Source organism: Burkholderia latens (genome assembly GCF_001718795.1).
In the GTDB taxonomy this organism is placed as follows: domain Bacteria; phylum Pseudomonadota; class Gammaproteobacteria; order Burkholderiales; family Burkholderiaceae; genus Burkholderia; species Burkholderia latens_A.
The window spans coordinates 145,243-172,230 of the sequence record NZ_CP013438.1 but is presented as its reverse complement, the minus strand read 5'-3'; the positions used below and the strand labels follow the sequence as shown (position 1 = coordinate 172,230).

The 26,988-nt window shown below is 66.3% G+C and carries 23 protein-coding genes and 1 riboswitch; of the genes, 8 read left to right on the top strand and 15 right to left on the bottom strand.

Annotation, left to right across the window (positions count from 1 at the left end):
* Positions 1-568: 568 nt before the first annotated feature.
* Positions 569-2,380 carry an ExeM/NucH family extracellular endonuclease gene (locus WK25_RS20280; protein WP_069242561.1) on the bottom strand — a complete coding sequence of 604 codons (1,812 nt, stop codon included), beginning with the start codon at positions 2,378-2,380 and terminating at the stop codon, positions 569-571.
* Positions 2,381-2,721: 341 nt separating this feature from the next.
* Positions 2,722-2,858: riboswitch (yybP-ykoY riboswitch) on the top strand.
* Between the two features lie 121 nt (positions 2,859-2,979).
* Between WK25_RS20280 and WK25_RS20275 the strand changes: the two genes are divergently transcribed.
* Both WK25_RS20275 and WK25_RS20270 read left to right on the top strand, forming a co-directional pair.
* The gene (locus WK25_RS20275; RefSeq protein WP_040139093.1) at positions 2,980-3,990 is read left to right on the top strand and encodes a sodium:calcium antiporter; all 1,011 of its coding nucleotides are present in this window, start codon (positions 2,980-2,982) and stop codon (positions 3,988-3,990) included.
* A gap of 174 nt (positions 3,991-4,164) precedes the next feature.
* Positions 4,165-4,533: a hypothetical protein gene (locus WK25_RS20270; RefSeq protein ID WP_040139092.1), complete on the top strand. Its 369-nt coding sequence runs from the start codon at positions 4,165-4,167 to the stop codon at positions 4,531-4,533.
* Between the two features lie 83 nt (positions 4,534-4,616).
* On the opposite strand, the gene WK25_RS20265 is transcribed toward WK25_RS20270, so the two are convergent.
* The 3 genes from WK25_RS20265 to WK25_RS20255 all read right to left on the bottom strand — a co-directional run bounded on the left by WK25_RS20265 (position 4,617) and on the right by WK25_RS20255 (position 7,647).
* A complete protein-coding gene (locus WK25_RS20265; protein WP_040139091.1) occupies positions 4,617-5,537 on the bottom strand; it encodes a LysR family transcriptional regulator in 921 nt (306 codons plus the stop codon).
* Between the two features lie 135 nt (positions 5,538-5,672).
* A complete protein-coding gene (locus tag WK25_RS20260; protein ID WP_069242560.1) occupies positions 5,673-7,133 on the bottom strand; it encodes an NAD(P)/FAD-dependent oxidoreductase in 1,461 nt (486 codons plus the stop codon).
* 169 nt (positions 7,134-7,302) lie between these two features.
* Positions 7,303-7,647, bottom strand: a complete 345-nt coding sequence (locus WK25_RS20255; RefSeq protein ID WP_040139089.1) for a cupin domain-containing protein — start codon at positions 7,645-7,647, stop codon at positions 7,303-7,305.
* A 198-nt stretch (positions 7,648-7,845) separates the two neighbouring features.
* Here WK25_RS20255 and WK25_RS20250 point away from each other — a divergent pair, with 198 nt between their 5' ends.
* The 3 genes from WK25_RS20250 to WK25_RS20240 all read left to right on the top strand — a co-directional run bounded on the left by WK25_RS20250 (position 7,846) and on the right by WK25_RS20240 (position 11,351).
* Entirely contained in the window at positions 7,846-8,733 is an 888-nt protein-coding gene (locus WK25_RS20250) for a helix-turn-helix transcriptional regulator (protein WP_059549038.1), read from the top strand.
* A gap of 155 nt (positions 8,734-8,888) precedes the next feature.
* Entirely contained in the window at positions 8,889-9,839 is a 951-nt protein-coding gene (gene speB / locus WK25_RS20245; RefSeq protein ID WP_069242559.1) for an agmatinase, read from the top strand.
* A gap of 30 nt (positions 9,840-9,869) precedes the next feature.
* Positions 9,870-11,351 carry an aldehyde dehydrogenase family protein gene (locus WK25_RS20240; protein ID WP_069242558.1) on the top strand — a complete coding sequence of 494 codons (1,482 nt, stop codon included), beginning with the start codon at positions 9,870-9,872 and terminating at the stop codon, positions 11,349-11,351.
* Positions 11,352-11,418: 67 nt separating this feature from the next.
* Here WK25_RS20240 and WK25_RS20235 read toward each other — a convergent pair whose 3' ends face one another.
* The 3 genes from WK25_RS20235 to WK25_RS20220 form a co-directional block, all read right to left on the bottom strand.
* Positions 11,419-12,231 carry a class I SAM-dependent methyltransferase gene (locus WK25_RS20235; protein ID WP_069243478.1) on the bottom strand — a complete coding sequence of 271 codons (813 nt, stop codon included), beginning with the start codon at positions 12,229-12,231 and terminating at the stop codon, positions 11,419-11,421.
* Between the two features lie 433 nt (positions 12,232-12,664).
* Positions 12,665-12,865 (bottom strand): hypothetical protein, encoded by a 201-nt coding sequence (locus WK25_RS20225; RefSeq protein WP_069242556.1) that lies wholly within the window; start codon positions 12,863-12,865, stop codon positions 12,665-12,667.
* A gap of 30 nt (positions 12,866-12,895) precedes the next feature.
* Positions 12,896-14,224, bottom strand: coding sequence for a DUF3422 family protein (locus tag WK25_RS20220; RefSeq protein WP_040139084.1), 1,329 nt, complete (start codon positions 14,222-14,224; stop codon positions 12,896-12,898).
* Positions 14,225-14,386: 162 nt separating this feature from the next.
* On the opposite strand from WK25_RS20220, the gene WK25_RS20215 reads away from it, so the two are divergent.
* Positions 14,387-15,262, top strand: a complete 876-nt coding sequence (locus WK25_RS20215; protein ID WP_040139083.1) for a LysR family transcriptional regulator — start codon at positions 14,387-14,389, stop codon at positions 15,260-15,262.
* Between the two features lie 30 nt (positions 15,263-15,292).
* Here WK25_RS20215 and WK25_RS20210 read toward each other — a convergent pair whose 3' ends face one another.
* Entirely contained in the window at positions 15,293-15,859 is a 567-nt protein-coding gene (locus WK25_RS20210) for a hypothetical protein (protein ID WP_059549033.1), read from the bottom strand.
* A gap of 113 nt (positions 15,860-15,972) precedes the next feature.
* Positions 15,973-16,326, bottom strand: a complete 354-nt coding sequence (locus WK25_RS20205) for a hypothetical protein (RefSeq protein WP_409995340.1) — start codon at positions 16,324-16,326, stop codon at positions 15,973-15,975.
* A 447-nt stretch (positions 16,327-16,773) separates the two neighbouring features.
* Here WK25_RS20205 and WK25_RS31780 point away from each other — a divergent pair, with 447 nt between their 5' ends.
* Positions 16,774-17,361 carry a class I SAM-dependent methyltransferase gene (locus WK25_RS31780; protein WP_040139080.1) on the top strand — a complete coding sequence of 196 codons (588 nt, stop codon included), beginning with the start codon at positions 16,774-16,776 and terminating at the stop codon, positions 17,359-17,361.
* 45 nt (positions 17,362-17,406) lie between these two features.
* Here WK25_RS31780 and WK25_RS20195 read toward each other — a convergent pair whose 3' ends face one another.
* From WK25_RS20195 to WK25_RS20185, 3 genes are all read right to left on the bottom strand, one after another.
* The gene (locus tag WK25_RS20195) at positions 17,407-17,997 is read right to left on the bottom strand and encodes a class I SAM-dependent methyltransferase (protein WP_069242555.1); all 591 of its coding nucleotides are present in this window, start codon (positions 17,995-17,997) and stop codon (positions 17,407-17,409) included.
* Between the two features lie 257 nt (positions 17,998-18,254).
* Entirely contained in the window at positions 18,255-19,976 is a 1,722-nt protein-coding gene (gene poxB / locus WK25_RS20190) for a ubiquinone-dependent pyruvate dehydrogenase (RefSeq protein WP_069242554.1), read from the bottom strand.
* 269 nt (positions 19,977-20,245) lie between these two features.
* Positions 20,246-20,746 (bottom strand): Lrp/AsnC family transcriptional regulator, encoded by a 501-nt coding sequence (locus tag WK25_RS20185; protein ID WP_069242553.1) that lies wholly within the window; start codon positions 20,744-20,746, stop codon positions 20,246-20,248.
* A 193-nt stretch (positions 20,747-20,939) separates the two neighbouring features.
* Between WK25_RS20185 and WK25_RS20180 the strand changes: the two genes are divergently transcribed.
* A complete protein-coding gene (locus WK25_RS20180; protein ID WP_040139077.1) occupies positions 20,940-21,956 on the top strand; it encodes a 1-aminocyclopropane-1-carboxylate deaminase in 1,017 nt (338 codons plus the stop codon).
* A 692-nt stretch (positions 21,957-22,648) separates the two neighbouring features.
* Here WK25_RS20180 and WK25_RS20175 read toward each other — a convergent pair.
* From WK25_RS20175 to WK25_RS20165, 3 genes are all read right to left on the bottom strand, one after another.
* Positions 22,649-25,318: a fimbria/pilus outer membrane usher protein gene (locus WK25_RS20175; RefSeq protein WP_052110950.1), complete on the bottom strand. Its 2,670-nt coding sequence runs from the start codon at positions 25,316-25,318 to the stop codon at positions 22,649-22,651.
* A 91-nt stretch (positions 25,319-25,409) separates the two neighbouring features.
* Positions 25,410-26,150, bottom strand: coding sequence for a molecular chaperone (locus WK25_RS20170; RefSeq protein ID WP_040139076.1), 741 nt, complete (start codon positions 26,148-26,150; stop codon positions 25,410-25,412).
* Between the two features lie 116 nt (positions 26,151-26,266).
* On the bottom strand, positions 26,267-26,851 hold the full coding sequence (locus tag WK25_RS20165) for a fimbrial protein (protein WP_040139075.1): 585 nt from the start codon (positions 26,849-26,851) through the stop codon (positions 26,267-26,269).
* Between the last annotated feature and the right edge of the window lie 137 nt (positions 26,852-26,988).

The following is a 26,988-nucleotide window of genomic DNA, read 5'->3' as shown; positions in this document are numbered from 1 at the left end:
GTCAAAGATCATTCCGGTATTAAAAAATCTTCGATAATGCAAATGGGGCGCAGTGTCTGGATTCTGAAAGACAATCAGATTGAGCGCATCGCCGGCGCGGCACAGGCCGTTTCGTATCCGAGACTGGCGCTTGAGACCGTATGGCGTGGCGATTTACGGAGTCGGGTAGTTCGCGCGCAGAATCCCTTCAAAACGACAGGATTTTTCTTTCATTTTAATTATCCTGAATCGATTAGCGCGAATCGTCGAATAAAGCCGGCACGATCCATAAAATACCGATTCAAACGGGCCGCTCAATACTCGGCGGAATTATTTACACAACGCCGGAATGGGTACGCTATCTGCGCCAAATGCGCACTGACGACGACTACACCGTTATTCGCAATGAATACGCGCCGATTCGTACCCCGCAGTGCGGACTGCATTGCGACAATCGCGAATCGGCGCGCTATCGCTATTCGCGCAGAGAACGGAAAACGCCGCGTGAGCGAGCGGCGAAGCCGCTGCTCACGCGCCGACATGCGGCTGACGCCGCACGCCGCACTTCAACGGCTCCAGCTTGCGGCGCTCAGCGCCCGCCGCCCGGCAGCGCGATATCGATCAGCACCGGATCGTGATCCGACGACCGATACGCATCCGGCGCGTAGTACGTCTTCTGCTGCTCGGCCGACTTGTACGCGAGCGTGTACTGCAGCGCGAGCGGTTCGTCCGCGTTGATGTGCCATTCGTGCACGGCCTTCACGTGCGACGCGAGCGGCAGCGATGCGAGCGCGTGATCGAGATAGCCGGCTTCGCCGTTGTACACGTAGCTGTACGCGTTCGCGCCGATCCAGCGCGCGACGAGATTGCGGTAGCCGCGCGATTCGAGCAGGCGGATCGGGTCTTCAAACGTGTAGCTGTTGAAATCGCCGATCAGCAGCGTGCCCTGCCCCGCGACGCCTGTCGGCGCAACCGCGAGCCAGTCCGCCAGCTTCGCGGCCGCACGCGTGCGCGTCGGGTTCCAGCAGCCCTGGCCGTCGCCCTGGTCGAGATCGTCGTTTGCCGCGTCCGGGCAGTTCTTCGACTTGAGGTGGTTGACCGCGATCGTCAGCGCCTGCTTGCCGCCGATGCGGCGGAACGATTGCGCGAGCGGCTGGCGGTTCTTGTCGTCGATCGCGAGCGTTGCCGCGCGGCCGACCGGCTCGACCGTCCGGCTGTCGTAGATCATCGCGACCGCGATCGCATCGCCGCCCAGCCGCGACGTGCCCGGATCGACGACGCGCCAATGACTGCCCAGCTTTGCCGCGAGCTGACGCACCGCGCCGAGTTCGCCGTAGCCGTTGTTCTGGATTTCCATCAGGCCGATCACGTCCGCGTTCAACCCCTTCAGCGCGCTGACGATCTTTGCTTCCTGACGCTGGAATTCCTGGTAATTCTTCGCACCGCGGTTGTTCGGATCGTCGAAGCCGCCGCCGAGCCCGTTGCCGTTGAAGTAGTTGAGCACGTTGAACGATGCGACGCGCAGATTCGCTTTCGGATCGCGCGCCGGCGCATTGGTGCGCGGGTTCGAACGCGTGTCGAACGCCGGCGCGGCCGCGCCCGGCAGCGGCTGCACGCGCCAGGCGCCGTACCGCACTTCGAGCACGCCTTCGACGTCGCGCACCGTATAACCCGAGCGCAGCGTGTTCGCAGCCGACAGTCCCGGCGCCGGATACGGGACGCTCGCCGGGTTCTGCTTGTTGGATCCGTCGTCGAGGATCAGCCGGTTGCGTGCGTTCGCTTCGATCTGCGCTTGCGCCTGCGACGGCGGCGCCACGCTCGTCGGTGTGCGCAGGCGGCCGTTGCTCAGCATCACGCTGCCGTAGCGGCCGAGCTCGTAGTTCTCGGTGACGGTCAGCGTCTGCGGCAGGCGCACTCGCATCCCCTCATACGCGGCGAACGTGGCGGGGCTGTCGACCGGCAGCGTGAGCGTCGCCGGCGTGACCGTCTGCCCGTTCGCGCACACCGCGATCGCGCCGGCCAGCGTGAGCTGCGTCTGCCCGTATTTCTCCTCGACCTTGCCCGTCACGTGCACGAGATCGCCGGCCTGCGCGCGCGTTTTCGGCGCATAGACGAACAGCCCTTCGGACACGCCCGGCTGATTGCGGCGCTGCGCATCGGCCTGCTGGACGAAGAAGCCGCCGAAGCCGTCGGTGCCGCCGAAGTCGGCGGTGACGACCGCTTCGATCGATACGTTCTGCCCGGCGAGCGGCGACGTCGCGCCCGGCCCCTGAATGTCGGCGATCGGCGTCGTGCTGCCGCCGCAGTTCGGGCTGACGGGGGCGGCCGTGGCGGCGAAGGCCGGATCGGTCAGCATGGGCAGCAGCAATAGCGGGGCAAACAGGCGGATTGTCGAGCGCATGACGGGGAATCCCGGTTGTGAGGATGGCGAAAGCTTAACGGCGTTCGGTGACAGTTGTTAGTAACCAAAAGATAGGGGTATGTAATTTGCTCTGCCGTTTTTGCGATCCGCCGTTCGCGCTCGCCGGTGCGCTGTCCGGTGCGTTCTTCGGTGCGTATTTCGGTGCGCTCCCGGTGCGCTCCCGATGCGCTCCCCGGTGCGCGCGTTCGGGCGCGCGCTTCGGCAGCCGCGCTGCCGGCCCGCCGCCGCATCGCATCGTGAAGCGCCGACGCGCCGGTTGCTCCGCCGCACCGGCCGCCGCGCCCGCAGGCTTGCCGAAAGCAGCCGCCTCCGCTAGACTGCCGTTCGTCTTTGGGGAGTAGCCTGCTTTCCTTCCCCGGAAAGCGAACGCGTCAACACACTCGGCCTGCGGCCGTGGCGCGTTCGGCCGAATCGGTCTGGCGAGACCATCGACGCATCGCGTCGTTCCTGGTCGGACGTCGGCAGATGCGTCATGGTTCGTCAACGTCCGACCACGGAGTCCCCATGTATCCCGTTGCCTTCCCTTCCCGTTTCGCGACTTCCACGATCGCCCGCGCACGCGCCTGCGGAGGTGCCGCATGACGTTGATGCTCGTCGAACTGGCGTTCATGCTGCTCGTCATCCTGGTCGCCGCCGAACTCTTCACCAATGCGCTCGAACATCTCGGTGAACGGCTGAAGATCTCCGAAGGCGTGACCGGTTCGCTGTTCGCGGCGGTCGGCACCGCGCTGCCCGAAACGATGGTGCCGCTGCTCGCGCTCGCGGGCGGCACGTCGAACGCGGCCGTGAACGAGGAAATCGGTGTCGGCGCGATTCTCGGCGCGCCGCTGATGCTCGCGACGTTGACCACCTTCCTGATGACGCTCGCGGTGATCGGCTCGCGCGGGCTCGGCGGTACGATTGCGCCCGAGCGCACCGGCTTCGTGCGCGACCTGAACTACTTCATCGCCGCGTTCGCACTCGCGACGATCGCGATGTTCGTCCCGCATCACGTGTGGGCCGTCCGCGCGCTGCTCGCCGCGATGCTCGTCGGCATCTACGCGCTGTACGTCGTGATGACGTTCCGCGCGTCGACGCAACTCGTCGATGCCGGGCACGGCACCGAAGCGCCGCACGCGATGTTCCTGTCACGCGTCGGGCTGCCGACGAACCTTGCGACCATTGCGCTGCAGCTCGCAATCGGCGTCGCGCTGCTCGTCGGCGGTGCGAAGGGCTTCATTCACGGCGTCGAGGGCGTGTCGCATCTGCTCGGCATCTCGGCGCTGCTGCTGTCGCTGATCATCGTGCCGATCGCGACGGAGTTGCCGGAGAAGGTCAACAGCGTGCTGTGGATCCGCCGTCGGAAGGACACGCTCGCGTTCGGCAACATCACCGGCGCGATGGTATTCCAGGGCACGCTGCTGCCGGCGATCGGCATCATGCTGACGCCGTGGGAGCCGCGCCCGGAAGTGTTGACCGGCGTGGTCATCACGCTCGCCGCGGCGGTCTGGCTGCGCGTCAATGCGCGTGCGCGCGGGCTGGCGATCTGGGCGCTGCTCGCGAACGGCGCCGGGTATGCCGGTTATCTGTTCGTGACGCTGACGCGCTGAGAATCGCGAGCTGCGCGTCGGGCACGCGACGAACGCGCACGGCGCGCGACAACCGGCTGCGGCGGGCCGTCCGCGTCGCGCGCGCGTTTCGGCCGGGTCCGCAGCGCGCGACGCGCATCGTCATGTCGAAGCGGGGCCCGCGCCGCCCCGATAACCCACATCGAGAGAAACATCATGGAACTACACGCGACCGTCGGTGCTGCAACGTTCGACGTCGACGACGACGAAAGTTGCGCGAACATCTATTGCCACGATCCAAAGCAAGACTATTGCTTCTCGCTGCTGCGCTTTCCGGACGACTCGACGATCGAGGTGATGGTGCGCGACCAGCTCACCGCGCACGTGCAGGATCTGTCGGTGCGGCTGACGGGCAACACGCTCGAAGTCGAACTCGATGAACGCACCGCCGCGCGGCTCGACGGCAACACGCGTTACGTGATCCATCTCGCACCCGGCGACCACGATCCGGTGGTACTGCGCGCCGCACTGAAGGAGATCTTCGACGGCAAGAACGGATATCGCGACGAACGCACAGCCGTGTAAGCCGCGCGGCCGATAGACCGACAGCGCCGCGCATGGCTCACCGCTCACCGCCCGCGCGTCGCAACGCAGTGCGCCGCGCCGCGCTACGCGGCGAGCGCCGCCGTCTTGACGTTGAACGCGCGCAGCAGGTCCTCGCGGAACGCGTCGACGATCGGCTTGCCGTTCGTACTGCGCTTCATCGCGAGATGCAGCGGTACGTCGAAACTGAACGTGTCGCGCCCGACGGCCTTCACGAGGCCGCGCTGTTCGAACGGCTCCGCGTAGTGTGCGGGCAGGTAGCCGAGATGCCCGCCCGACAGGATCAGGATCGTCGCGGCTTCGATGCTGTCCGCGCTCGCGGTCACGCGCCGCTCCGGCAGCGGATACTGCTCCTCCGGCACCGGATACGTGCGCCAAACCCAGTCGTGCGCCTGGAGGTCGTCCGCCGACACCGGGCGCGCCGCATGAAAAAGCGGATGCCCGCGGCCGCAGTAGATCACCTGCTCCTCGGTAAACAGCGGCGTGTAGTCGAGGCCCGGCACGCGATGCCAGAAGTAGCCGATCGCGAGATCGAGCTGATTGTTGACGAGGCTTTCCTCCAGCTCCTGCGGCGACGCAACCTTCATCGCGAACGTGACGGCCTGGTCGCGCTTGCGGAACGCGCCGATCGCGTCGGCCACGCGGGCGTTCTCGACCAGCGGCGCCTGGCCGATCAGGCCGATCGACAGCGTGCCGACCAGCTTGCGGTCGATGTCGCGCACGCGTGCAACGAACTCGGACGTCGCGGCGACCAGCGTGCGCGCGGTGGCCGCGAACCGTTCGCCCTTCGACGTCAACCGAAAGCCGCCGCGGCCGCGATCGCACAGTTTGAAGCCGACGCGGGCTTCGAGTGCGGACAGCTGCGTGCTGATCGTCGATTGCCGCACGCCGAGCGACGCTTCGGCGGCGGTGATGCCGCGCGCGTCGACGACGGCCAGAAAGACCCGGATGAGCCGGAGGTCGAGATCGGTGGTATTCGAGAACATGCTTCAAACCGCTGCGCATGCGCGCGTTGTCGGGCCGGCGCGATACCCGGCCGCGCTCGCCGATGGACCGGACCGGACGCGCGCCGCCATCGGCAACGGCACACGCCATACTCGTCGTTCACCGACGACCGTCGCTTACATCGGGAAGCCCATCGCCTTGATCCCGTTGATCCACGCGCGCTTCCAGCCGCCTTCGGCATCCGCGCCGTCGAACGCGTGGAACGTGATCTTCGCGGCGACCCAGCGCACCGGCTCGGGCGGGATGTAGCTCGGGCTCTGGTTCGCGATGTCGAGCTTGCGCTCCGGACTGTCGCGATCGAACAGGATGTTCAGCCCCATGAACGCGCCGAACCGGCTCGCCGCGACGCCGAAGCCCGTATAGCCGGCGACGAACACGGCCTTGCCGCCGAGATAGCGCTTCGCGAACACCGAGCCGCGCGAGCAATAGTCGATCGGGCCGCCCCACGCATGCGAGAAGCGCACGTCGCCCAACTGCGGGAACGTGCGGTAGAACGCTTCCGCGAGCCGGTAGTAGGTTTCGCGCCGGCCGTCCTGATGCGGCTCCGGATCGCCGTCGAAGTGATAGCTGACGAGCCCGCCGAAGATGATGTTGTTGTGCTTCGTCAGCCGGAAATAGTTGAGCTGCGTGCGCGTGTCGTACACGCCCTGGCGGTTCTGCCAGCCGATCCGCGCGAGCTGCTCGTCGGTGAGCGGCTCGGTCGCGAGCACGTGGTCGCGCACCTGCATCACGCGACGATTGATGTCGGCAATGCCGACCTTCGCGGTGCCGCTGCCGAACACGACGCGCGGCGCGCGCACGCTGCCCTTCGGCGTCGTCACGTAGACGGTGCTGCCTTCATCGGCCACGGTCGTCAACGGCGTGTTCTCGTACAGCTTCACGCCGAGTTGCAGCGCAGCCCGCTTGAGCCCCCAGGCGAGCTTCGCCGGATGCACGATGCCGCTGCGGTTGCGCGACCACAGCGCGCCCGCGAACAGCGGCGAATTCAGTTGCTCGAGCGTTTCTTCGCGGTTCAGCAGCACGACGTCGTGCCCGTATTCGCGATGCAGGTCGTAGTCGCCCTTCAGGTGCGCGACGTGCTCGGGATCCACCGCAACCGTCATCTCGCCGTTCCACTCGATGTCGGCGTCGATGTCGTAGCGCTTCAGCGTGTCCTCGAAACCGTCGAGGTTGCGATGGCCGAATTCCTCGAGTTGCGCGATGTCGTTCGGAAACACGCGCACCGCGTTCGGCAGCCCATGCATCACCGACGTCGAGATGATCCCGCCCGCGCGGCCCGATGCGCCGTGCGCCACCTTGCCGGCCTCGATCAGCACCACGTTCAGGTGCGGCATCTGTTCCTTCGCCTGCACGGCCGCCCACAGTCCGGTGAAGCCGCCGCCGACGATCAGCAGGTCGGCCGTCACGTCGCCGACGAGTTCCGGTTCCGCCGCCGGCGCGGCCGGGTTGTCGAGCCAGTACGGGAACAGCTTCGTGTTCGCGAGCGCGTCGGCCGCACTCAGCGTAACCGGCGCCCGGCGCGTGGCCGGCGCGTGAGCCGGTGCGGCCCGTGTTGCTTCGTTGACTTCCATTTCCATGTTCCCCGCCCTTTCCGATGATCGACGCGCGTGCACCGCACACCGCGATGCGTGGCGTCCCCCGAAACGCGGCCGACGCCGCTTGCGCTCGATCGACGCTGCAACTGCGGCCGCCGCCGCGCACTGGCCGCGTCGAACCGACGACGGCGCACACGCGGCAGCTCCTCGCTCACGACTTCTCGAGCAGCACGTAGAACTTCTTCGCGTCCTCGATCGTCTCCCAGCGGCCCGCGAAACCGGCCGGCAGCAGATAGCCGTGGCCCGGCGTGAATTCCTTGCGATTGCCCTCGACGTCGGTCAGCGCGATACGTCCCTCTACGAGCCACACCGCCTCGTCCGCGGCAGTTTCCGGGAACTCCACCGAGCCCGCCTTGCCTTCCCACCAGCCGATGACGTAATTGCCGCTCTTGCCTTCGGCCGCGCGCCAGTCGCTCTCGTCCATCCCGAAGTCGAGCTTCGTGAATTCGCCGATGCCTGCGCCGAGCGGCAGGATGTCCTTGATCAGTTTGGTCATCTGGATCGTTGTCTCTCGATTGAAGAAAGCAGAGACAAAGTTACTGATTTACACTGCGCCGGTATGCCCCCCTTCGGGGGGGACAAACCGCGTTTTTCGGGCGCGATCGAGCTGGAGCCGGACGTGCCGGTATTTCCCCCTACTGACGTTCGAAGCCGCACCCGCTAGAATCGCGCCCGATTTTCACCGGGGAACCGCATGCTGCTCGACGTGAACCCCTTCCACCGCGACGCCGACCGTTTCAACGTGTCGTTCAAGGCGCTCGGCGAACTGATCGAGACGGTCGGCACGCCGCACTTCGTGCCGCGCCTCACGCAATTGCTGAACGAAGTCGTGCCGCTCGACGTCGCGCACGTCGAACGTTCGCGCGTCGACGGCTCGATGCCGACCGGCTATCGCTGCGAATGGATCGGCAGCAGCGGCATCGGCACCGCGACCGCCGAAATCTCCGACGTGATGACGCTCTATTACGAGCGCTTCCTCGACAGCGATCCGCTGTTCGCGGGCTTGCGCGGCAAGACCGGCACGATGCTCGTCGTGCGCGACATCGCCGCGATCCCGCCCGGCGAATTCCGGCAGCGGATATTCGACGACGTGCGCATCGGCCACGAATGCGTGCTCGCGCGCGGCACCCGCTACGCGCAGCACTCGATCGCGCTGGAACGCGGCCGCGACCGGCCGCCGTTCACGCTCGCCGAAATGAACCGCTTTCGCAGCATCAGCGACGTGCTGTTCCCGCTGCTCGAACTGCATGCGTCGACCACCGCCGCGCGGCGCGTCGCGCATCCCACGCCCGAAGCGCACCCGCTTGCGCAATTCGATGCGCGGATCGCGGCCGACAACATCAAGCTGTCCAGGCGCGAATATGAAACCTGCAAGCATCTGATCTCCGGCAAGACCGTGCCGGAAACCGCCGCCATCCTCGGCGTGCGCGTGGCGACGGCCGAGTCATACGTGAAGCGCGCATTCGCGAAGCTCGGCGTGCGCACGAAGCGCGAGCTCGCCGCATGGGGCTCGACGGCGCCGGCATTTCAGGCCAACGCGGCGCACGATGCCGCGGGCGCGCCGCCCGCCATCGCCGGATGATCGCGTTTGTTGCCCGCTGACGCGCGCACCGCGCCGATGCGGCAACGCCGCTCGCATCGAGCCTCGTCGATGTAAACGTTGCGACTTCGAAATCTTCCCGCTCACCTTCTCCACTACCATCGGCAATCGCTTTTCAGCCAACGAGGAGACGGCTCATGCACCGGGAATTGAACCAGCCGACGGGCGGCAACGAGATGCCGCGCTTCGGCGGCATTGCCACGATGATGCGGCTGCCGCAAGCCGCGACGGCCGACGGCCTCGACGTATGCTTCGTCGGCGTGCCGCTCGACCTCGGCACGTCGAACCGCTCCGGGGCCCGCTTCGGCCCGCGCCAGATCCGCACCGAATCCGTGCTGCTGCGCCCTTACAACATGGCGACGCGCGCCGCACCGTTCGATTCGCTGCAAGTCGCCGATATCGGCGACGTCGCGACCAACCCGTACGATCTGAAGGATTCGGTACGCCGCATCGAGCAAGCGTACGACGAGATCGTCGCGAACGGCTGCCGGCCGATCACGCTCGGCGGCGACCACACGATCGCGTGGCCGATCCTGCGCGCGCTGCACCGCAAGTACGGCAGGGTCGCGGTCGTGCACGTCGACGCACATGCGGACGTCAACGACACGATGTTCGGAGAGAAGATCGCGCACGGCACGCCGTTCCGCCGCGCGGTCGAGGACGGGCTGCTGCAATGTGACAAGGTCACGCAGATCGGCCTGCGCGGCACCGGCTACCACGCGGACGACTTCGACTGGTGCCGCGCGCAGGGCTTCACGGTCGTACAGGCCGAACAATGCTGGAACACGTCGCTCGCGCCGCTGATGGCGCAAGTGCGCGAACGCGTCGGCGACACGCCCGTCTATCTCAGCTTCGACATCGACGGCCTCGATCCGTCGTTCGCGCCCGGCACCGGCACGCCGGAAATCGGTGGGCTGTCGGTGCAGCAGGGTCTCGAGATCATTCGCGGCATGAAAGGGCTGAACATCGTCGGCGCGGATCTCGTCGAAGTATCGCCGCCGTACGATCCGACCGGCACCACCGCGCTCGTCGGTGCGAACCTCGCTTTCGAAATGCTCTGCGTGATGCCCGGCGTCGCGTACCGCTGAACCCTCCATTCGTCCGACAGGAACATCGTCATGTCTGCTTCCGAGCTTTCACCTTCCGCAGCGACGCGCGTGCTGCCCGCCGCACACATTGCCGGCAAACCCGTGCGCACGCATTCGGACGAGGCCCGCGCGCCCATCTTCAACGCGTCGACCGGCGAGACGATCGGCTGGCAGGAGTTCGCGACGGCCGCGCACGTCGACGCCGCGGTCCGCGCCGCGCGCGACGCATGTGCCGGCTGGCGCGACACGCCGCCTGCCGAGCGCGGCCGGCTGCTCGCGAAGATCGCCGAACGCGTCGAAGCCAATCGCACGCACCTCGCGGCGCTGCAGATGCAGGTCAGCGGCAAGCCGCCGTTCGAAGCCGATGCGGACGTCGGCGACGTTGCCGCGACGTTCGCTTACTACGCGACGCTGTGCGAAGACGCCGCGCTGTTCGCGGCCGAACCGGTCGCGCTGCCGAACGACGCGTTCGCTGCCGAACGCTTCCACGACGCGGTCGGCGTTGCCGCGCTGATCGTGCCGTGGAACTTCCCGATGGTCACGACCGCGTGGAAGCTCGCGCCCGCGCTTGCCGCCGGCTGCACGGTCGTGCTGAAGCCGTCCGAACTGACGTCGCCTGCCGAGCGCGCGCTGCTCGACCTGATCGCCGAAGCCGGCGTGCCCGCCGGTGTTGTCAACGTCGTCAATGGCGGCGCCGAGGTCGGCGCGGCGCTGACCGCGCATCCGCTGATCGACAAGATTTCGTTTACCGGCAGCACGGCCGCAGGTCGCAAGGTGATGCGGGCAGCGGCCGACGACATGAAGCGTGTGACGCTCGAGCTCGGCGGCAAGTCGTCGCTGATCGTGCGCGACGACGCCGATCTCGACGTCGCGGTGTCGCTCGCCGTCGCCGGCGCGTTCACGAACGCGGGCCAGATGTGTTCGGCGACCGCGCGCATCCTCGTCCACGACAGCCTGTACCGCAGTTTCATGGCCGCATTCGAAACGGCCGTGCGCGCGCTCGTCGTCGCGCCGCCCGCCACCGAGCAGGTTGCGATGGGGCCGATGATTTCGGCCGCGCAGCGCACGCGCGTCGAGTCGATGGTCGCGCAAGGGATCGCGGCGGGCGCGCGCGTCGCGTTCAGCGGCCGCGTTGCCGACGCCGGCGGCGACGGCTTCTTCATGGCGCCCGTCGTGATCGCGGAACCGGCAGCCGACAACCTGCTGTGGACGGACGAAGTGTTCGGGCCGGTCGCGTGCGTGAAGTCGTTCCGCACCGATGACGAAGCGATCTCGCTCGCGAACGACACGCGCTATGGGCTCGTCGCAACCGTCGTCACGCGCGATGCGGCGGCGGCGAAACGGTTCCAGGTGCGCGTGCGTGCCGGACTCGTGTGGATCAATGCGCCGCAACTCATCTATCCGCATGTGTGCTGGGGCGGCTTCGGGCTCAGCGGAATCGGCCGCGAACTCGGTGTGACGGGCCTGCGCAGCTATCAGGAGCTGCGTCACGCAATGCGCTCGGTCGATTGACCGGGCGGTTGGCTAGATCCGCGACCGATGCGGTCGCGCGGATTTGGCATCCGCAACCGGCGCACCGTCATCCGGCCGCGACGATCACGTGCGCCTGGATGTTGCCGGCCACCGGCCCGTCGCCGTGGCGCGCCGCAATCGCTTCCGTCGCGCGATCCATCGCGAGCTGAACCAGCGCGGGATCGCGCGACACGATTTCGTCGTATAGCGGCGTGCCTCGACAATAAGCGGTTGCGGCATCGCGCGCGGATGGCGCCCGGCTCGTTTTCTCGCGCGTCGTGATATCGACGTCGATGAAACCTGCGCGATGCAACTCGTCGCGGATCAGCACGACATCGTGATAGCCGTGCGGCGTGCGGGCGAGGAATCGCGGCGGGTCGTGCGGAAACAGCGCGGCGATCGCCGCGGTGATTTCGTCGGCGAACGCGTTTTCGTCGATGCGGTCCCAGACGCTGAAGACGAAGTGCCCGTGCGGCGCCAGCACGCGCCGCGCCTCGGTGTAGCCCGCCACCCGGTCGGGAAAGAACATCGCGCCGAACTGACAGCAGACGACGTCGAACGACGCATCGTCGAACGGCAGCGCGAGCGCGTCCGCCTGCAGCCATTCGATACGGCCGTCGGGCGCTTGCCTGGTGACTGCGTAGTCGAGCATCGACTGGTTGAGGTCGGTCACCACGTAGTGTGCATCGGGGCCGAGCCGCGGCGCGAGCAACCGCGTGACCGCGCCGCTGCCGGCCGCCGTTTCGAGCACCGTGCGCGGCGCAAATCCGGCGACGAGCGCGGCCACGTCGGCCGCATACCCGTCAAAGATCAGCGGGACCATCAGCGTGTCATAGAACGCCGGAATCGAGCCCGCGAATACGTTGTCGCGATCGATCATGACTGCCCCCTTCGTTCGCGCATGCGTTTCGCCACGCGCGCGACCATCCCGGCGCGCGGCGGGCTTCATACATGATAGGCGCTGGAACGACGGCACGTGGCCGGCGACGAACGAATGCCGGGCATTCGTTGTGACCGCAGGCCGGCTCGGTACTCGATGCGTGCGAGGATTGACGCCGATATCCCGCACAATCGGCCGCCGAACGTCGCCGCACCGGGGAAGCATCGTGCAAGCGCAGCAACGCAGGCACGAACGGGCGCGCTGCGCGCCGCCGCCGCGCAGCGCGGCAATCGCGCCGCAACCAGAACACCATCCGATAGCGAAAGAACGCAGGCCGGCCACACCGCCGACACGATGCGTGCTGCGCCGGCGCCCGGCACGCGACTCGCGCGGCGCACCGCACGATGTTGAATCGCCGTGCAGCCGACGCGCGTCAGTTGTACCCGAGAATCGCCACCGCCGCGACTTCCGGCCGATCCATCGTCCCGCCGACGAGCGACGTCATCGGCTCCTGCAGCACCGCCTGATACGACGTCACGTACGCTTCTTCCGGCACGCCGGATTCATCCCGAACCGTTTGATCGAATGCATCGAGGCCGGTGAAAAACTCGGCTTGTGCTGGCGAAAAAGTCATCTCCACTCCTTTCGATATGTCGTTGATGTTCTAACTTGCCTGCTTCATCGCCGCCGCGTGCACGGCCGGCGCGCAAGCGCGCTCATGCGCCGCTTCCGCGTGCGCGAGTTGCGCGCGCGTGCGCCGCGTGATGTGAATCACCGCGAACACCACCGGCGCAATCAGCAGGCCTTCGGCCAGTTCGGGATCGACCGGCAGGTTCATCACGTGCAGCGCCTTGAATGCCGCGGTCGCGAGCGACAGCACGTAGTACGAAATGGCCGCCACCGACAGCCCTTCGACCGCGTGCTGAAGATGGAGCTGATTGCGCGCGGTGCGCTCCATGCCGGCCAGCAGCCGCGTCACGTCCTTTTCCTGCGCGAGATTCACGCGTGTGCGCAGCAGGTCGACCGCGCGGGCGATTCGCGCGGCGATCTGCTCGTGCCGCGCCCACACGCTGCGGCACGTTTCCATGGCCGGCGCGAAACGCCGCTCCATGAATTCCGCAATCGTCGGCATCCCTTCGATGCGCTCCTCGCGCAACTCATGGATGCGTGCCAGCACCAGCTTCTCGTATGCGCGCGACGCGCTGAAGCGGCCGCCGGCGCCCGACAACGCCTCGACCCGCACCGCGAGATGCGTGAGCTTCACGAGCAACGCCGCGTCGTCGCCGTCGGCGCCGCTCGCGTCCATCCTCTGCATCAGCGCGTGCAGCGCCGCATGGATCTCGTCGAGTTCGCGGCTCATCTGCCGCGCGACCGGCAGCGCGAGCAGCGCCATCATCCGGTACGTCTCGATCTCATGGAGACGCTGCAGCAGACGGCCGCCCTGTTCCTCGCGAAAATCGTCGTCGACCACGAGAAAGCGCATGAACCCGTCGTCGCGCACGTGCCAATCGCAGAACACCTTGCCGCCGCCGAGCACGTTGCTGCCGACGAGTGCGGGCCCGTCGATCCAGCGGCGCAGGTCTGCGCACACGAGCCGTGCAGCGTCGCCGGACAACAGTTCCATCCGCACCGCGACGAAACGAATGCCCGCGAGCCGCGCGAACCACGCGGCCGGAATCCCTTCGATCGCCAGATCGTCGAAATAGCCGGTGTCGCGGCGCGGCGCAACGAACGTGAAGGTCGAGAATTCGGTGTGGCGCTCCCACTTCAGGTGCCAGCCGCACGGCGACTGCGCTGCGTAGTGAGTCGCCCCTTCGTGCGGCGCGGCCATGCCGGTGTCGCGGCACAGCGCTTGCAGCAGCGTTTCATGGATGTCAGGTTGGCCGTCCGTGTAGATCGCGTAATGCGTGAGCGACACGGCTTCGGCGATCCGCAGGAATGGCCTGGCATGCAATTCCGCGGCCAGCGCGGCGCGCAACGGATGATCGATCATCGGTACACCACTCTTCTCTGTTCAACGCTGCCCGCCTGGCAGGCCGGCGCGATTGCCGCGCCGCATCGAGCGATACGGGCCGGCTTGATTCCACTATGGCAGACACACAGCGACAATAAAAACGCATAATGCTGATCGTTACATTCAGTTTTCCTGATACCGATGAAGATGCTCGATCACGACGTGCTGGCCACCGTCGTCGCCGTCGCGGAAACCGGCAACATGACCCGCGCCGCCGAGGCGGTGAACCGCTCGCAGTCCGCCGTGAGCATGCAGATCAAGAGCCTCGAGGACGCGATCGGCCGCCCGCTGTTCGTGCGCAAGCCGCGCAGCATCGTGCTGACGCGCGAAGGCGAGGTGCTGTTGGGATTCGCCAGACGAATGCTGGCACTGCGCGACGAAGCATGGGCGGCCGTCGTGCGGCCGGAAGTGACCGGCAAGGTGGTCATCGGCGTGCCGGACGACTACGCGTCGTCGCTGCTGCCGTCGGTGCTGAAGAAGTTTTCGGCGACCTATCCGAAGGTCGAGATCCAGGTGATCGGGCTGCCGAGCAGCGCGCTCGCGCCGCTGTTGAAGGACGGCACCGTCGATCTCGTGTGCGGCACGCGCATCAAGGGGTTGTCCGGCGACTTCATCCGCCACGAGCCGATGGCGTGGGCCGCGATGACGAACGGCCCGCGCGTGTGGGAAGAACGGCCGTTGCCGATCGCGGTGTTCATGCCGGGCAGCGTCGCGCGCGAGAATGCGATCCGCAGCCTCGAACGCGCGAAGCTGCCGTTCCGGACTTCGTATGAAAGCCCGAGCCTGCTCGGGCTGCTCAGCATGGTCGAGGCCGGCCTGGCCGTCGCGCCGCTTGCACGCTGCGCGATTCCCGCGCAGTTGTCGATGCTCGGCCGCTCGCACGGGCTCCCCGATCTGCCGCCACTCGAACTGATCCTCGCGCGCAGCACGAAATCGAAGCGCCCGCCGTGCGACTTTCTCGCGGAACAACTGATGGAAGACCTGCAACGGCAAACCGGCCAGGCCAGCGACGCGTGAACCGCGCTCGGGCACGCGCCGCGTGCGTCGTCACGAACCACCGGGTTGCGAACGGCCGGCCGTCAGCAACGCGGCGTTGACGATACCCGCCACCGTGTCGACGAGCGCTTCCAGCGTGTCGCCGTGCACGTGCCGCCCGGCGGCCGGAATGCATTCGTTGCGGCGGCCGCCCCAACCGGAGCCTGCCGTCACCGACAGCGTCGCGCCGAACCGGTTGCCGTGCCGCCGGCCGAAGATGCCGACGCGCTGCTCGCCCATATACGCCTGCTCGGGCAGGAACAGCCGGATCTCGACTCCGACCTGATCGGTGTCGCCGGCGCGCGCATTCTCGTCGACCGTCGGCGCGAACACCTTCGCGACGCGGAACGTCACGTGCGAATCCCACGCGGCCAGCGGGCCGCCGGCCGCCTCGACACGTTCGATGTCGACCGACCATTGATGACGATCCGGCAACCGGATCGCCTGGCGCAGCAGCACGTCCGCCGCGCGAACCGTCACCAGCAACTGCCGGGCAAGCTGTCTGCTCGACGGCAGCGTCACCACGCGCACGCGACGGCTGGCGGGGCGCGCGGTGTGTACTTCTTCTGTGAGGTACATGGATCCTCCTTGTCGAAGGCCAGCGCCGCGTACGACGCGGCGCACAAACGTCCGCCGCCCCGGCCGACGGACAGCGCGGCAGCCGGTGAAGCGACGGCGGATCGTATGAGCAATCAGCGTGCCTCGTCCGAGATGCGTTGGGGGCCGGACGCCGACGCGCACGCGACCCGCCCGATCAACGCACCGGCCTGTTGCGCGATCAGCGTATGCAGCGTGAAGCCGAGATCCTGCGGCGCGATGTCGAATTGCACGTGGACCGAATCGCGCACGACGTGCGCACAGGCGACGTACACACCGAGCGGCGAATGCAGCAGCGCCGCCAGCCGGGCGGGCGCGCGCAGGCCGGCATCAGCGGTCAGCGTGACGGACATCTGCAGGCGCGACGGGCGCGGCAGCGGGACGACGAGGCGGCCGGCGCCGACCGGCACATGGCGGCCGGCGACGTCGGATGCGGGTCCGGGATCCATTGCGGTCATGGTGCTGGAGGGAAGGCTTCCCCGGCTGTTGGACACACCGGCAGCTTAGAAAGCACGCCCTAAATACCGTGCAAAAAAACGGCGTTGCGGTGCAAAAAACGGCATGCGATGCAAGGGCCGTCGTTCGGCGGCGCGCGAACGGGCGATTCGGCTGCTTGCAAGCGTGCACGATGGCGGGCGACGCGCAGGTGGCGGATCGTACGTCGCGCGCATGCGCGAAGCCGCCGTCGCCACTGCCTCGCCGACCGTCGCCGCGCCGAGCGATACAAGATCGGCCGCCAACCGGACGCGGATGCCGCGTCGCTCCGCGGGCGCGCGCGGTCACGTCGCCGCCTGCACGACGGTGCGCGCGATGCGCGCCCATTCGGCGATCCGCTCCAGGCGCTTGCCGAAAGCGGCACGTCGCTTGCTCCCCATTCGCGGCAAAGGGGGACGACCATGACGACTCACCTCGGGCAATCCGGACTGCCGCGCGGCCTGGCCGGGCGTATCGCCGGCGGGATCATGCGTCGGCACAATCGGCTGGACAACGTGTGGACGTTATCGCTGTTGTCCCTCGGCGACAGCGATCGGGTCCTTGAAGTCGGCTTCGGGCCCGGCGACGCAATCAAGCTCGCCGCCGACATGGCCCCGTCATGCCGGATCGCCGGCGTCGACCACTCGCTGACCATGCTTGCCGCGGCAAAGCGTCTGAATCAGGCGACCATCGAGCAGGGGCGCGTGCGCCTCGCACTCGGCTCCGTCGACGCGCTGCCGTTCGCGGACGGTACTTTCGACAAGGCGTTTTCGATCAACTGCATCTATTTCTGGCGCGCTCCGATGCGCGGCCTGACCGAATTGCGCCGCGTCGTCCGGCGCGACGGGATCGTCGCGATCACCGTCCGCGACATCGATCGGGCGCCTTACGATGCCCATCGGCCGGAAAAGCTCGCGCGGCTGATGACCGAAGCCGGTTTCGTGTCGGTGGCCGTGCAGCGCAACGGAACGCCGTCGCATCCTCTTGCATGCGTGCTCGCGACGAAATAGCGGTCGGCCCCGCCCAGTCGAGCGACAAAAGCGCGGCGCGGCCGCTCACACCGGTTCTTCAATCGCGACCGCGTGCATCGTGACGATGCGTGCAGGCGGAATATTTGCCCATACGATGCGGCTGGCGGCGGCGGCAAATGCCGGATTACCGAGCGGACGACGTCCGGGCGGACGCAAATCGTACGTGAACTGAATCATGACGCCGTCGGCCGACAACACGCGACGACATTGATCGACGATCGCCGTCACGTCGTCGCGCGGCAGCGTGCGCAACGGCAGGCACGACACGATCGCATCGACCCGCGCATCCGGCGGCAGCAATCGCGCGAGTTGTCGGGCGTCCCCGGCCAAGACCGTGATGGCGGGAAAACGTCGGCGCAGATGCCGGACGAACGCGGGCGAGCGTTCCACCACGACCAGGCGCCGCGGCGCGACGCCGCGTTCGAGCAACGCGGCGGTGATCGCACCCGTGCCGCCTCCCAGTTCGACGACGAGGCCGTCGCCGTCAGGCACCGCTTCGGCCATTGCGCGCGCCAGATGCCGCGAACTCGGGCACAACGCCCCGACCGCTGCCGGGCGGCCGACCCACTCGCGTACGAACAATGCCGACACGCGCACCGCATTCGGCCAGGTCATCGGCCCCCCTTGCGCGTTTTCGCGTCCGGCTCCGGCGTGCCAACGACTGACGGGAACGGCGTTTCGACGACACGGGGTGTTCTCACGTGCATCCTCCTGGACGAACCATTGCGCCGCAGCAGGCGGCGATCAATCGATTCTAGGAAATGCAAACTTAACGCGACGTGAAGATTGTCACGGATTGCGTTGCGTGCAGGATGTCCGGGCGGCGGGCGAAACTGCGGCCATGAGCCCAGCGGCCGCGCTGCCCGGCAACGTCACCGCAAGTTGGTCCGAGCGAGTTCGACGATCTCGTCGCCGCGCCCGCTCAGGATCGCGCGCAGCATGAACAGGCTGAAGCCCTTCGCATGCGCGAGCTCGATCTTCGGCGGCATCGCGAGTTCGTACTTCGACGTGACGACGTCGACGACTGCCGGCCCGTCGTGCGCGAACGCGGTGCGCAGCGCATGCTCGACGTTCTCCGAATGTTCGACGCGCACGCTGAAGATCCCCGCGCCTTTCGCGATCGCCGCGAAGTCGGTCGGGCTCAAATCGACGTTCGTGTCGAGATAGCCGGCCGCCTTCAGCTCCATCGACACGAAGCCGAGCAGGCTGTTGTTGTACACGACGATCTTGATCGGCAACTTCAGCTGGCGTGCGGTGAGCAGGTCGCCGAGCAACATCGACAGTCCGCCGTCGCCCGACAGCGATACGACCTGCCGCCCCGGATGCGCGCCCTGCGCGCCGAGCGCCTGCGGCATCGCGTTCGCCATCGAGCCGTGATTGAACGAGCCGTGCAGCTGGCGTTTGCCGTTCATCGTCAGATAGCGCGCAGCCCACAGCGTCGGCGTGCCGACGTCGGCCGTGAAGATCGCGTCGTCGGCCGCGACTTCGTCGACGATCTTCGTCAGGTACTGCGGATGGATCGCGCGGCCCGGCGGCTCGGCCACCGCGAGATCGTCGAGGCCCTTGCGCGCGGCCGCGTAGTGCTTCAGCGCGTTCTCGAGGAAGCGCCGCTGCGTCTTGCGCGTGAGGCGCGGCAGCAGCGCCGCGATCGTTTCCTTCACGGTGCCGACGAGGCCCAACGCAAGCGGCGCGCGGTGCCCGAGCTGCGAGCCCTTCCAGTCGATTTGCGCGACCTTCGCGTGAGTCGGATAAAACGGCCGGTACGGGAAGTCCGTGCCGAGCATCAACAGCGTGTCGCACGATTCCATCGCGTGATAGCCGGAGCTGAAACCGATCAGCCCCGTCATCCCGACGTCGAACGGGTTGTCCCATTCGACGAACTGCTTGCCGCGCAGCGCATGCACGACCGGCGCGCCGAGCGTATCCGCCAGCGCGACGACTTCGTCGTGCGCGCCCTGCGTGCCGCTGCCGCACAGCAGCGTGACCGCGTCCGAGCCGTTGAGCAGCGCCGCGAGCCGGTCGAGATCGGCATCCGCCGGCACGATCGACGGCGGCGCCGATTCGCTCCACGCAGGCGCTTCTTCCGGCCCGTCGCCGAGCGCGACGTCGCCCGGCAGCACGATCACCGCGACACCGCGTTCGTCGATCGCGGTACGCATCGCACGCGCGAGCACGCGCGGGAATTGCGACGCGTTGGTTACGAGCTCCGCGAAGTGACTGCACTCGCGGAAGAGTTCCTGCGGATGGGTTTCCTGGAAGTAGCCGAGGCCGATCTCGGTCGACGGAATGTGAGCGGCGATCGCGAGCACCGGCTGGTGATTGCGGTGGCAGTCGTACAGCCCGTTGATCAGGTGGAGGTTCCCGGGGCCGCAGCTGCCCGCGCACACGGCGAGCCGCCCGGTCGACGCGGCATCCGCGCCGGCCGCGAACGCGGCGCTTTCCTCGTGCCGCGTATGCATCCAGCGGATCGTGCCGAGCTGGCTCAGGCTGAACGACAACCCGTTCAGGCTGTCGCCCGTCACGCCCCAGATGCGCTCGACGCCCGCTGCCGCAAGCGTCTTCGCCAGGTATTCCGCCATCGTCTGTCTTGCCATGATGCCCTCGCTCGTTGATCCGTCGTCACACGATTGAATCGGCAACGGCAGCCGCCGTCGCCGCTGACGGAACGAGCATACGCGATCGCGTCGCACGACGTCGTGACGATGAAGAACGCGATGTGCGGCCGGCTGCGCCACGGTCCGGCCCTTTCAGGAGCGCCGTGCAAGCGTCGGCGCGATCCCATCGCTTCGACCGCGCTCGCACCACGGCGTGGCGTCGTGCCCGCTGCTCGCGCTGCATGCACAGCCACTTCGTCACGGACGCGCTACACCGGCAGCGCATGCGTGGACAGAATTTCCTTGAGCACCATGAACGAACGTACCTGCCGCACACCGGGCAGGTACAGCAGCTGTTCGGCGTGCAGGCGGTTGAAGCTCTCGTTGTCGCGCGTGCGGACCAGCATGAAGTAATCGAATTCGCCGGTCACCACGTGACATTCGACGCACCCCGACACGCGCTGCGCGGCCTTCTCGAATTCGGCGAACGCCTCCGGCGTCGAACGATCGAGCACGAAGCCGATCACGACGAGCATCCCGGCACCGAGCGGCTTCGGGTCGAGCAACGCGACGATGCCGCGGATCAATCCCATTTCCTTCAGCCGCTCGACGCGCCGCAGGCACGCCGGCGCGCTCAGCTTCACTTTCGCCGCGAGGCTGACGTTCGAGATCGACGCGTCCTGCTGCAGCTGCCGCAAGATCGCGCGGTCGATACGATCGAGCGCCGGTGCGGCGTCGGCCTGGGATGCATTGGTGTCACCTAATTTCATTGCGTCTAACTCCAATTGGGCAAATCAAAATTGTTCAAAGTTCGTTGCTGTCGTCGGTAACGTATGTCAATCGAATTCATTTCGCAAGCTCATTTCCCGCGCTTCTGCCTATCATTTTGCTCATCGGCGCACGGCTTGGCGGTCGAGCGCGCACGATCCCCTTACCCGTTTGGACCCTTCCGGAGCCCTGCCGATGAACCTGCAACGCTTCCCCCGTTATCCGCTGACCTTCGGCCCGACGCCCATTCAGCCGCTCAAACGCCTCACCGCGCATCTCGGCGGCAAGGTCGAGTTGTATGCAAAGCGTGAGGACTGCAACAGCGGTCTCGCTTTCGGCGGCAACAAGACGCGCAAGCTCGAATACCTGATCCCCGACGCACTGGAGAAAGGCGCCGACACGCTCGTGTCGATCGGCGGCGTGCAGTCGAACCAGACCCGCCAGGTGGCCGCCGTCGCCGCGCATCTCGGGATGAAATGCGTGCTCGTGCAGGAGCACTGGGTCAACTACGAGGATCCCGTGTACGACCGAGTCGGCAACATCCAGTTGTCGCGGATGATGGGCGCCGACGTTCGGCTCGTGTCCGACGGCTTCGACATCGGCATTCGCCGCAGTTGGGAAGAGGCGATGGAAAGCGTGCGGCAGGCGGGCGGGAAGCCGTATCCGATTCCGGCCGGCTGTTCCGAGCATCCGCTCGGCGGACTGGGCTTCGTCGGCTTCGCGGAGGAAGTGCGTGAACAGGAAGCGCAACTTGGCTTCAAGTTCGATTACGTCGTGGTCTGCTCGGTGACGGGCAGCACTCAGGCGGGGATGGTCGTCGGCTTCGCCGCCGACGGGCGCGCGGATCGCGTGATCGGCGTCGATGCGTCGGCGAAGCCGGAGCAGACGCGCGAACAGATCACGCGCATCGCACGGCGTACGGCCGAGCTGGTTGGGCTTGGCCGCGATATCGTCGATCGGGACGTCGTGCTCGACACGCGTTACGGCGGCCCCGAATACGGTCTGCCCAGCGATGGCACGCTGGAGGCGATCCGGCTGTGCGCACGGCTGGAAGGCGTGCTCACCGATCCCGTCTACGAAGGCAAATCGATGCACGCGATGATCGACAAGGTTCGACTCGGAGAATTCGAACCGGGCTCGAAAGTGCTGTACGCACATCTCGGTGGCGTGCCGGCGCTGAGCGCGTATGCGGAAATCTTCCGCAACGGGTAAATGCAGGCGGCAAGCGCCTGCGATGCACGGGCGCCGCTCGCGCTCGCCCACCGGCGAACCGATGCGGGCGCGCTGTGCGCTACTCCGTGCGCAAGCCAACAAGCGATTGTGGCGCGCCCGATTACGCTCGCCGGGGCCAACGCACCGGCGGCAGGAACGTATCGCATCGACGTTGGAATACCGGGCAGTGGTCGCACTGGCGTTCCGACAAAAAACCTATTTTGGGTGCACTGCAGGAACGCATCGGCTCCTGAAGCGATCGGCGTGCCGCGATACAGCACTTGATAATCGATGACCGTCGCCGTCAACGTGCTCTCGTACGCCGACCGATCGCACGGCAGCCTGAAGCTACAGCTCTTGCATAGTGGATCGTCTTCGTACCGGTCAGTGCGTCGCAGACGTAAGCGGAGTCGCTGAACGCCAGCGTATCGCCTTCGTGCTCGACGTCGATTGACTGATCTGGCAACGCGCCGATGCCGACGCGCTCCATTCCCCCATGCGGCACAACGATGATCCATCGCCCGCTCGCGCGTATCGTCGATCCGCTTATGTTTCCCGCCGCGCATTACTCGGCATCCTGTAGGCTCGCGAGGCTACTGCCTGGACGCAGACGCTGCACTCGACTGCACCGGCGTTGTGTATCGTCGAGACCCGCCGGCGTTTGCGCCGCTGCCCGCGAGTTCGTCGACGCATTACCCGGCCGCCGGCGCGTGCTGCCGCGATACGGCGGGCACGGGCGCCGCAACGCCGCCCGCGACACAAGGCAATTCGAAGCTCTGCAACGGCTGATACCCGCTAGCACGCTTGCGCACCGGAAGCGAATACGACAGATTGCAGACCGCCGTGCCGTCGTCCTTTTCCCACTGCACCTTCAGCTCGCCCCGATCCTCGAGGCCACGCGCCAGCAGCTTGCCGCCCTGACCGATCACGCCGACGTCCTTGCCGGCCGCATCCGTAACGACCGCTCCGAACGGCACCGGCGCACCATCCGCCTGCCGCGCACGAATCACCGCCGAACGGCCGTACTCGGTCTTGAACACCAGCAGCGGCACAGCGCCCGCCAGCGGCGCGACACGCTGGCTCGTTTCCTTCAGTTCGACGTCGGTCGACAATCCCTTCGGATCGAGCGACACGTCGTTCATCGCGAACGGCGTCATGTACGGGACGATTGCGTAACCTCGGCCGTCAACCCGCACACCCGACGCGTTGGTGACGCGCGCGCCTTCCGCATGCTTCGCCTCCACGATTGCGAAGGTTTCCGAAAGAGGCTGCGACAGCGTGATGCCGCCGCGATGAGCGACCAGTGCACCACGCGCGCCGAACGAGAACTGCTGATAGTCGGCGCTCGCGCCGACGCTGCCGTTAACTTCTGCAAGCGCGCCGCGGTACATGATGTTCGCACCGCCGCTCGTCTGCGCGTTGCCCGACGCGGCATTGTGGTTGACGTTGACGCCATACGACACGTTGTTGTCGGCGCCGAGCGAACCGCTGAGGCTCGTCTGCACCTGCGTCGAGCCGCGCGAATCGTGGTTGAAGTTGGTCGACAGCGTCGCCGGCCGCGTACGCCCGAGCGGAATCGACAACCCGGCATAGAAGAGCGTGCTCGCGCTGCCCCACGCATCGCGCTGACGCGTCGCCGACACGTTGTACGACACGTTGCGAAATGAATTGCTGTAGCCGATCGTGAAATCGGTATCCGATCCCTTGCGGTTCCAGTACGTCGCCGTCGACGCGGTGACGTTGAGGCTGCCGCCCTTTTCTCCGAGCTGCTGGCTCATCGTCAGCGACGCACGGTTGCGCTGGCGGTAGATCGCGGCCGACGACACGTTGACCTTCGCTTGATCGCGCGCCGCCATTGCATCGTTCAAACCAAAGAAGCCGTTCGTCGAATAGCGGTACGCGGCGATCGCGACGTTCGTGCCGGTCGCGGCGACCGTCTTCGCGTAGCTGACGCGAAAACTCTGCCCCGAATAGGTCCGCTCGTTCGGAATCTTCGTCGTCGCATGGGTCACGTCGACGCCGAACGCGCCCCATGACGTGTTCAGCACCGCGCCGGCCATCGCCGACAGATAGCCTTGCGCGATCGTCGCGCCGCCATAGCCGGTCAACGTGTTCGTCAGCCCGTGCTGCCAGGTCGCCTGCGTAAACACCGGCGTCGTATTGGGCAGGTTGCGCACGGCGCCTGCGGTGAAGCTGTAGCGATGCTGCCCCGGTCGCAACGACATCGGCACGGCCGCGTACGGCACCGAAAAAGAATGCTCGGACCCGTCCGCTTCCGTGACGACCACACGCAGATCGCCGCCGTACCCGGTCGGGTAAAGGTCGTCGATCACGAAGCCGCCGGGCGCGACCGTCGTTTCGTATAGCTTCACGCCGTTCTGCGAGACCGTGACCTTCGCGTTGGTGTTCGCGACGCCGCGCACGACCGGCGCATACCCACGCTGCGATTCCGGCAGCATGCGGTCGTCCGAATACACGCGCACGCCGCGGAACGACGTCGAATCGAACAGATCGCCGGTGGTGTATGTATCGCCAACCACGAGCTGTGACGACCACGCCGACAGATCGCGCTGCACGTAGGTCGCCGCGTTTTCGTATTTGCGACGGCCGCGGTCGTCCCAGTTGAGCGAGCCGTTGTGGCGGAAGTGCCAGCGCCCGTAATTGAACCCGCCGTCGACGCCGACATAGCCTTGCGTGCTGCCCTGCGCGCCGCTGGCGCGCGAGTGGTATACGTTCGCGTTGTAGCCGAGCATCGCCACCGGCACGCCTTCGGTCCACTGGTCCGGACTCACGTAGCCACGGGCCTTGCGCAGCAGCGACACCTGCGGAATGCTCAGGTCGAGCCGAAGGTCGTTGAAGTCGAAGCTGACGGACGCTTCCGGGATCACCTGACCGATACGCAAACTCGCGCCTTCCCGGTCGAGCATCTCGCGCACGTCCGCCGGCAGACGTTTCAGATCGACACCGATCCGGTTGAGCAGTGCCTTGTCGAAATGCGGCTGCGCGTCAGGCGTGTTCGGCGCCGACTTGAACTGCACCTCCGTGCGCCCGATCCAGTTGCCATCTACGTAGATGTCCGGGTTGTACATGCCGGCACGCACCACGTTGCCGCGTTGATACCGTGTGACGTCGATCGCGCCGCCGCCGTGGTTCAGGAAGCCGCCTTCGAACTCGACCTGCGCAAAGTCCGTTTGCGCGATCTGCATCGTCCCTGCGTCTGCCGTCTGCATCGCTGCGATGTCGGTGGTTTGCGTCGCCCGCGCCGCCTCCTGCCATCCGGCTATGATCGTGAAAAGCAACGCGCAAATGGGCTTCAGCTTGGGCGTGCTCTCCACCAGCCCACCTGTGTTTCGCTTTTCCATCGTTGATAGGTTCCCGTAGTTTTGCGGAATTCACAGCGTGAAATCCATTGCTCGCTGCCTGGGTGAAGCCCGTGCGTGTGCTGAAGCAGTCTTATTGGCCGACCGTCGCCTCGTGACCATGGTTGGCGCCCCAATCGTCGACACTGCTGTACAACACCTTCGCGCCGGAGAAGTTCGCCCCGAGCGGGCTCTTGATCGGAAATGAAGCGGTTTCGCCCGGAAGCACATGGCCAAGCGCCACTTCGAAAGACTTGCCGGCGACCCTCAATTCGATACCGGCCAGATTCACGACGTACGCACTCGGATTGGTGACCTTCAGCACCGGCCGATGCGCGTCGTCGGTGCCGACGCTCCACTTCAGCTGGGCGGGCGCGTCGGCCGCATTGCCCGGCAACTTGGCGGGCCGGTACATCAACTTGACTCGCGTGCGAAACGCGAACTGCAGGCGGTTCACGTCGTCGCCCGCCGAAGCCTTGGGCGGTACGTCGAGCACGTTCAGCCAGAACAGCGATTCCTTGTCTGTCGGCAGCGCCTCGCCGGAATGGATGATCCGCAGCGTCTGGCCCCTGCCCGGCTCGATGCGAAAGACCGCCGGCGTGATCACGAACGGCACGTCGATCGTGTCCGGTGCCGCCCGTTCGTCGCCTTTGTCGAGCCATGCCTGTACGAGCGCCGGCAACTTCCCATCGTTCGTGAGCTGGAGCGTGACTTCCCTTTCGCCGCCGTCGAAAATGACGCGCGTACCGGACAGCGTTACGCTCGCTTGCGCGCTCGTGCAGAACAGCATGGACATCAGAACCAGCAGGATTGCGTAGGGACGATTCGCGATCATCTTCGATACAGCTCCTTGATTAGTAGTTCGAACTGGCCGACCAACATCGATGCGCCGGCCTTTCCACTCACCGGCCGCCTGACGGCAGCCGGTGCCTTCCTCACGCGATCGACTGCTTACGGATAGACCAGCGAGTACGTGACGAACGAGTTCGCGGAACCGCCCGACACCTTATCGCTCGTCGCGACGTACTGAGCCGCAAACTGAAGCGTCGCCGTGCCGCTGCCGCCTTCGGCGGTGTCGATGTCGACGGTCTGCGCGCCCTGGGCCGAGCTTTCCGCACCGATCTTGATCGGCTCGTACTTGTCGTTCAGGATCGCGATTTCGACGTTCTGTGCTGCATCGGCGCCGGTCAGCTTCAGGCGGCCCGTCCCGAGGTTTACGTTCGGCCCCGGTTCGAACGCCACCGATACCTTCTTCACCGGGGCCTCGATGGTCTTGCCGTCTTCCGTCTTGTCGGTCGTACAGCCCGACAGCGACAGCTTGAACGGCGTACGGCCTGCGGTCGCACCCGCGGACGCGAGCTGGTTGGTTGCCGTCTTCGGCAGCGGGACCGTCAGATCGTTCGTGCCGCCGTTGATCTTGCAGGTCGATGCGACCACGGAGCCGGTGAACGTGATCGTGCCGTCCGAAGCATGCGCCGCGTTCATGGCCACGAGGGCGAGACCTGCGGCCGACATCATCATCGCGAGTTTTTTCATTTTCAGGTTAATCCAAAAATTAACGATTAATTAAAAGCGGCATCACTCAATCATGACATTCCACCGCATTACCACATAAACATATTGAATAAAGTCAGCTCCACTCCCGGCAGAAGAAAAATCACACAACCAGAAGA

Excerpts from the sequence above, each read along its gene's own strand:
- WK25_RS20280 (WP_069242561.1), bottom strand. The coding sequence starts at position 2,380 with ATGCGCTCGACAATCCGCCTGTTTGCCCCGCTATTGCTGCTGCCCATG.
- WK25_RS20275 (WP_040139093.1), top strand. The coding sequence starts at position 2,980 with ATGACGTTGATGCTCGTCGAACTGGCGTTCATGCTGCTCGTCATCCTG.
- WK25_RS20270 (WP_040139092.1), top strand. The coding sequence starts at position 4,165 with ATGGAACTACACGCGACCGTCGGTGCTGCAACGTTCGACGTCGACGAC.
- WK25_RS20265 (WP_040139091.1), bottom strand. The coding sequence starts at position 5,537 with ATGTTCTCGAATACCACCGATCTCGACCTCCGGCTCATCCGGGTCTTT.
- WK25_RS20260 (WP_069242560.1), bottom strand. The coding sequence starts at position 7,133 with ATGGAAATGGAAGTCAACGAAGCAACACGGGCCGCACCGGCTCACGCG.
- WK25_RS20255 (WP_040139089.1), bottom strand. The coding sequence starts at position 7,647 with ATGACCAAACTGATCAAGGACATCCTGCCGCTCGGCGCAGGCATCGGC.
- WK25_RS20250 (WP_059549038.1), top strand. The coding sequence starts at position 7,846 with ATGCTGCTCGACGTGAACCCCTTCCACCGCGACGCCGACCGTTTCAAC.
- speB (WP_069242559.1), top strand. The coding sequence starts at position 8,889 with ATGCACCGGGAATTGAACCAGCCGACGGGCGGCAACGAGATGCCGCGC.
- WK25_RS20240 (WP_069242558.1), top strand. The coding sequence starts at position 9,870 with ATGTCTGCTTCCGAGCTTTCACCTTCCGCAGCGACGCGCGTGCTGCCC.
- WK25_RS20235 (WP_069243478.1), bottom strand. The coding sequence starts at position 12,231 with ATGATCGATCGCGACAACGTATTCGCGGGCTCGATTCCGGCGTTCTAT.
- WK25_RS20225 (WP_069242556.1), bottom strand. The coding sequence starts at position 12,865 with ATGACTTTTTCGCCAGCACAAGCCGAGTTTTTCACCGGCCTCGATGCA.
- WK25_RS20220 (WP_040139084.1), bottom strand. The coding sequence starts at position 14,224 with ATGATCGATCATCCGTTGCGCGCCGCGCTGGCCGCGGAATTGCATGCC.
- WK25_RS20215 (WP_040139083.1), top strand. The coding sequence starts at position 14,387 with ATGAAGATGCTCGATCACGACGTGCTGGCCACCGTCGTCGCCGTCGCG.
- WK25_RS20210 (WP_059549033.1), bottom strand. The coding sequence starts at position 15,859 with ATGTACCTCACAGAAGAAGTACACACCGCGCGCCCCGCCAGCCGTCGC.
- WK25_RS20205 (WP_409995340.1), bottom strand. The coding sequence starts at position 16,326 with ATGGATCCCGGACCCGCATCCGACGTCGCCGGCCGCCATGTGCCGGTC.
- WK25_RS31780 (WP_040139080.1), top strand. The coding sequence starts at position 16,774 with ATGACGACTCACCTCGGGCAATCCGGACTGCCGCGCGGCCTGGCCGGG.
- WK25_RS20195 (WP_069242555.1), bottom strand. The coding sequence starts at position 17,997 with ATGACCTGGCCGAATGCGGTGCGCGTGTCGGCATTGTTCGTACGCGAG.
- poxB (WP_069242554.1), bottom strand. The coding sequence starts at position 19,976 with ATGGCAAGACAGACGATGGCGGAATACCTGGCGAAGACGCTTGCGGCA.
- WK25_RS20185 (WP_069242553.1), bottom strand. The coding sequence starts at position 20,746 with ATGAAATTAGGTGACACCAATGCATCCCAGGCCGACGCCGCACCGGCG.
- WK25_RS20180 (WP_040139077.1), top strand. The coding sequence starts at position 20,940 with ATGAACCTGCAACGCTTCCCCCGTTATCCGCTGACCTTCGGCCCGACG.
- WK25_RS20175 (WP_052110950.1), bottom strand. The coding sequence starts at position 25,318 with ATGGAAAAGCGAAACACAGGTGGGCTGGTGGAGAGCACGCCCAAGCTG.
- WK25_RS20170 (WP_040139076.1), bottom strand. The coding sequence starts at position 26,150 with ATGATCGCGAATCGTCCCTACGCAATCCTGCTGGTTCTGATGTCCATG.
- WK25_RS20165 (WP_040139075.1), bottom strand. The coding sequence starts at position 26,851 with ATGAAAAAACTCGCGATGATGATGTCGGCCGCAGGTCTCGCCCTCGTG.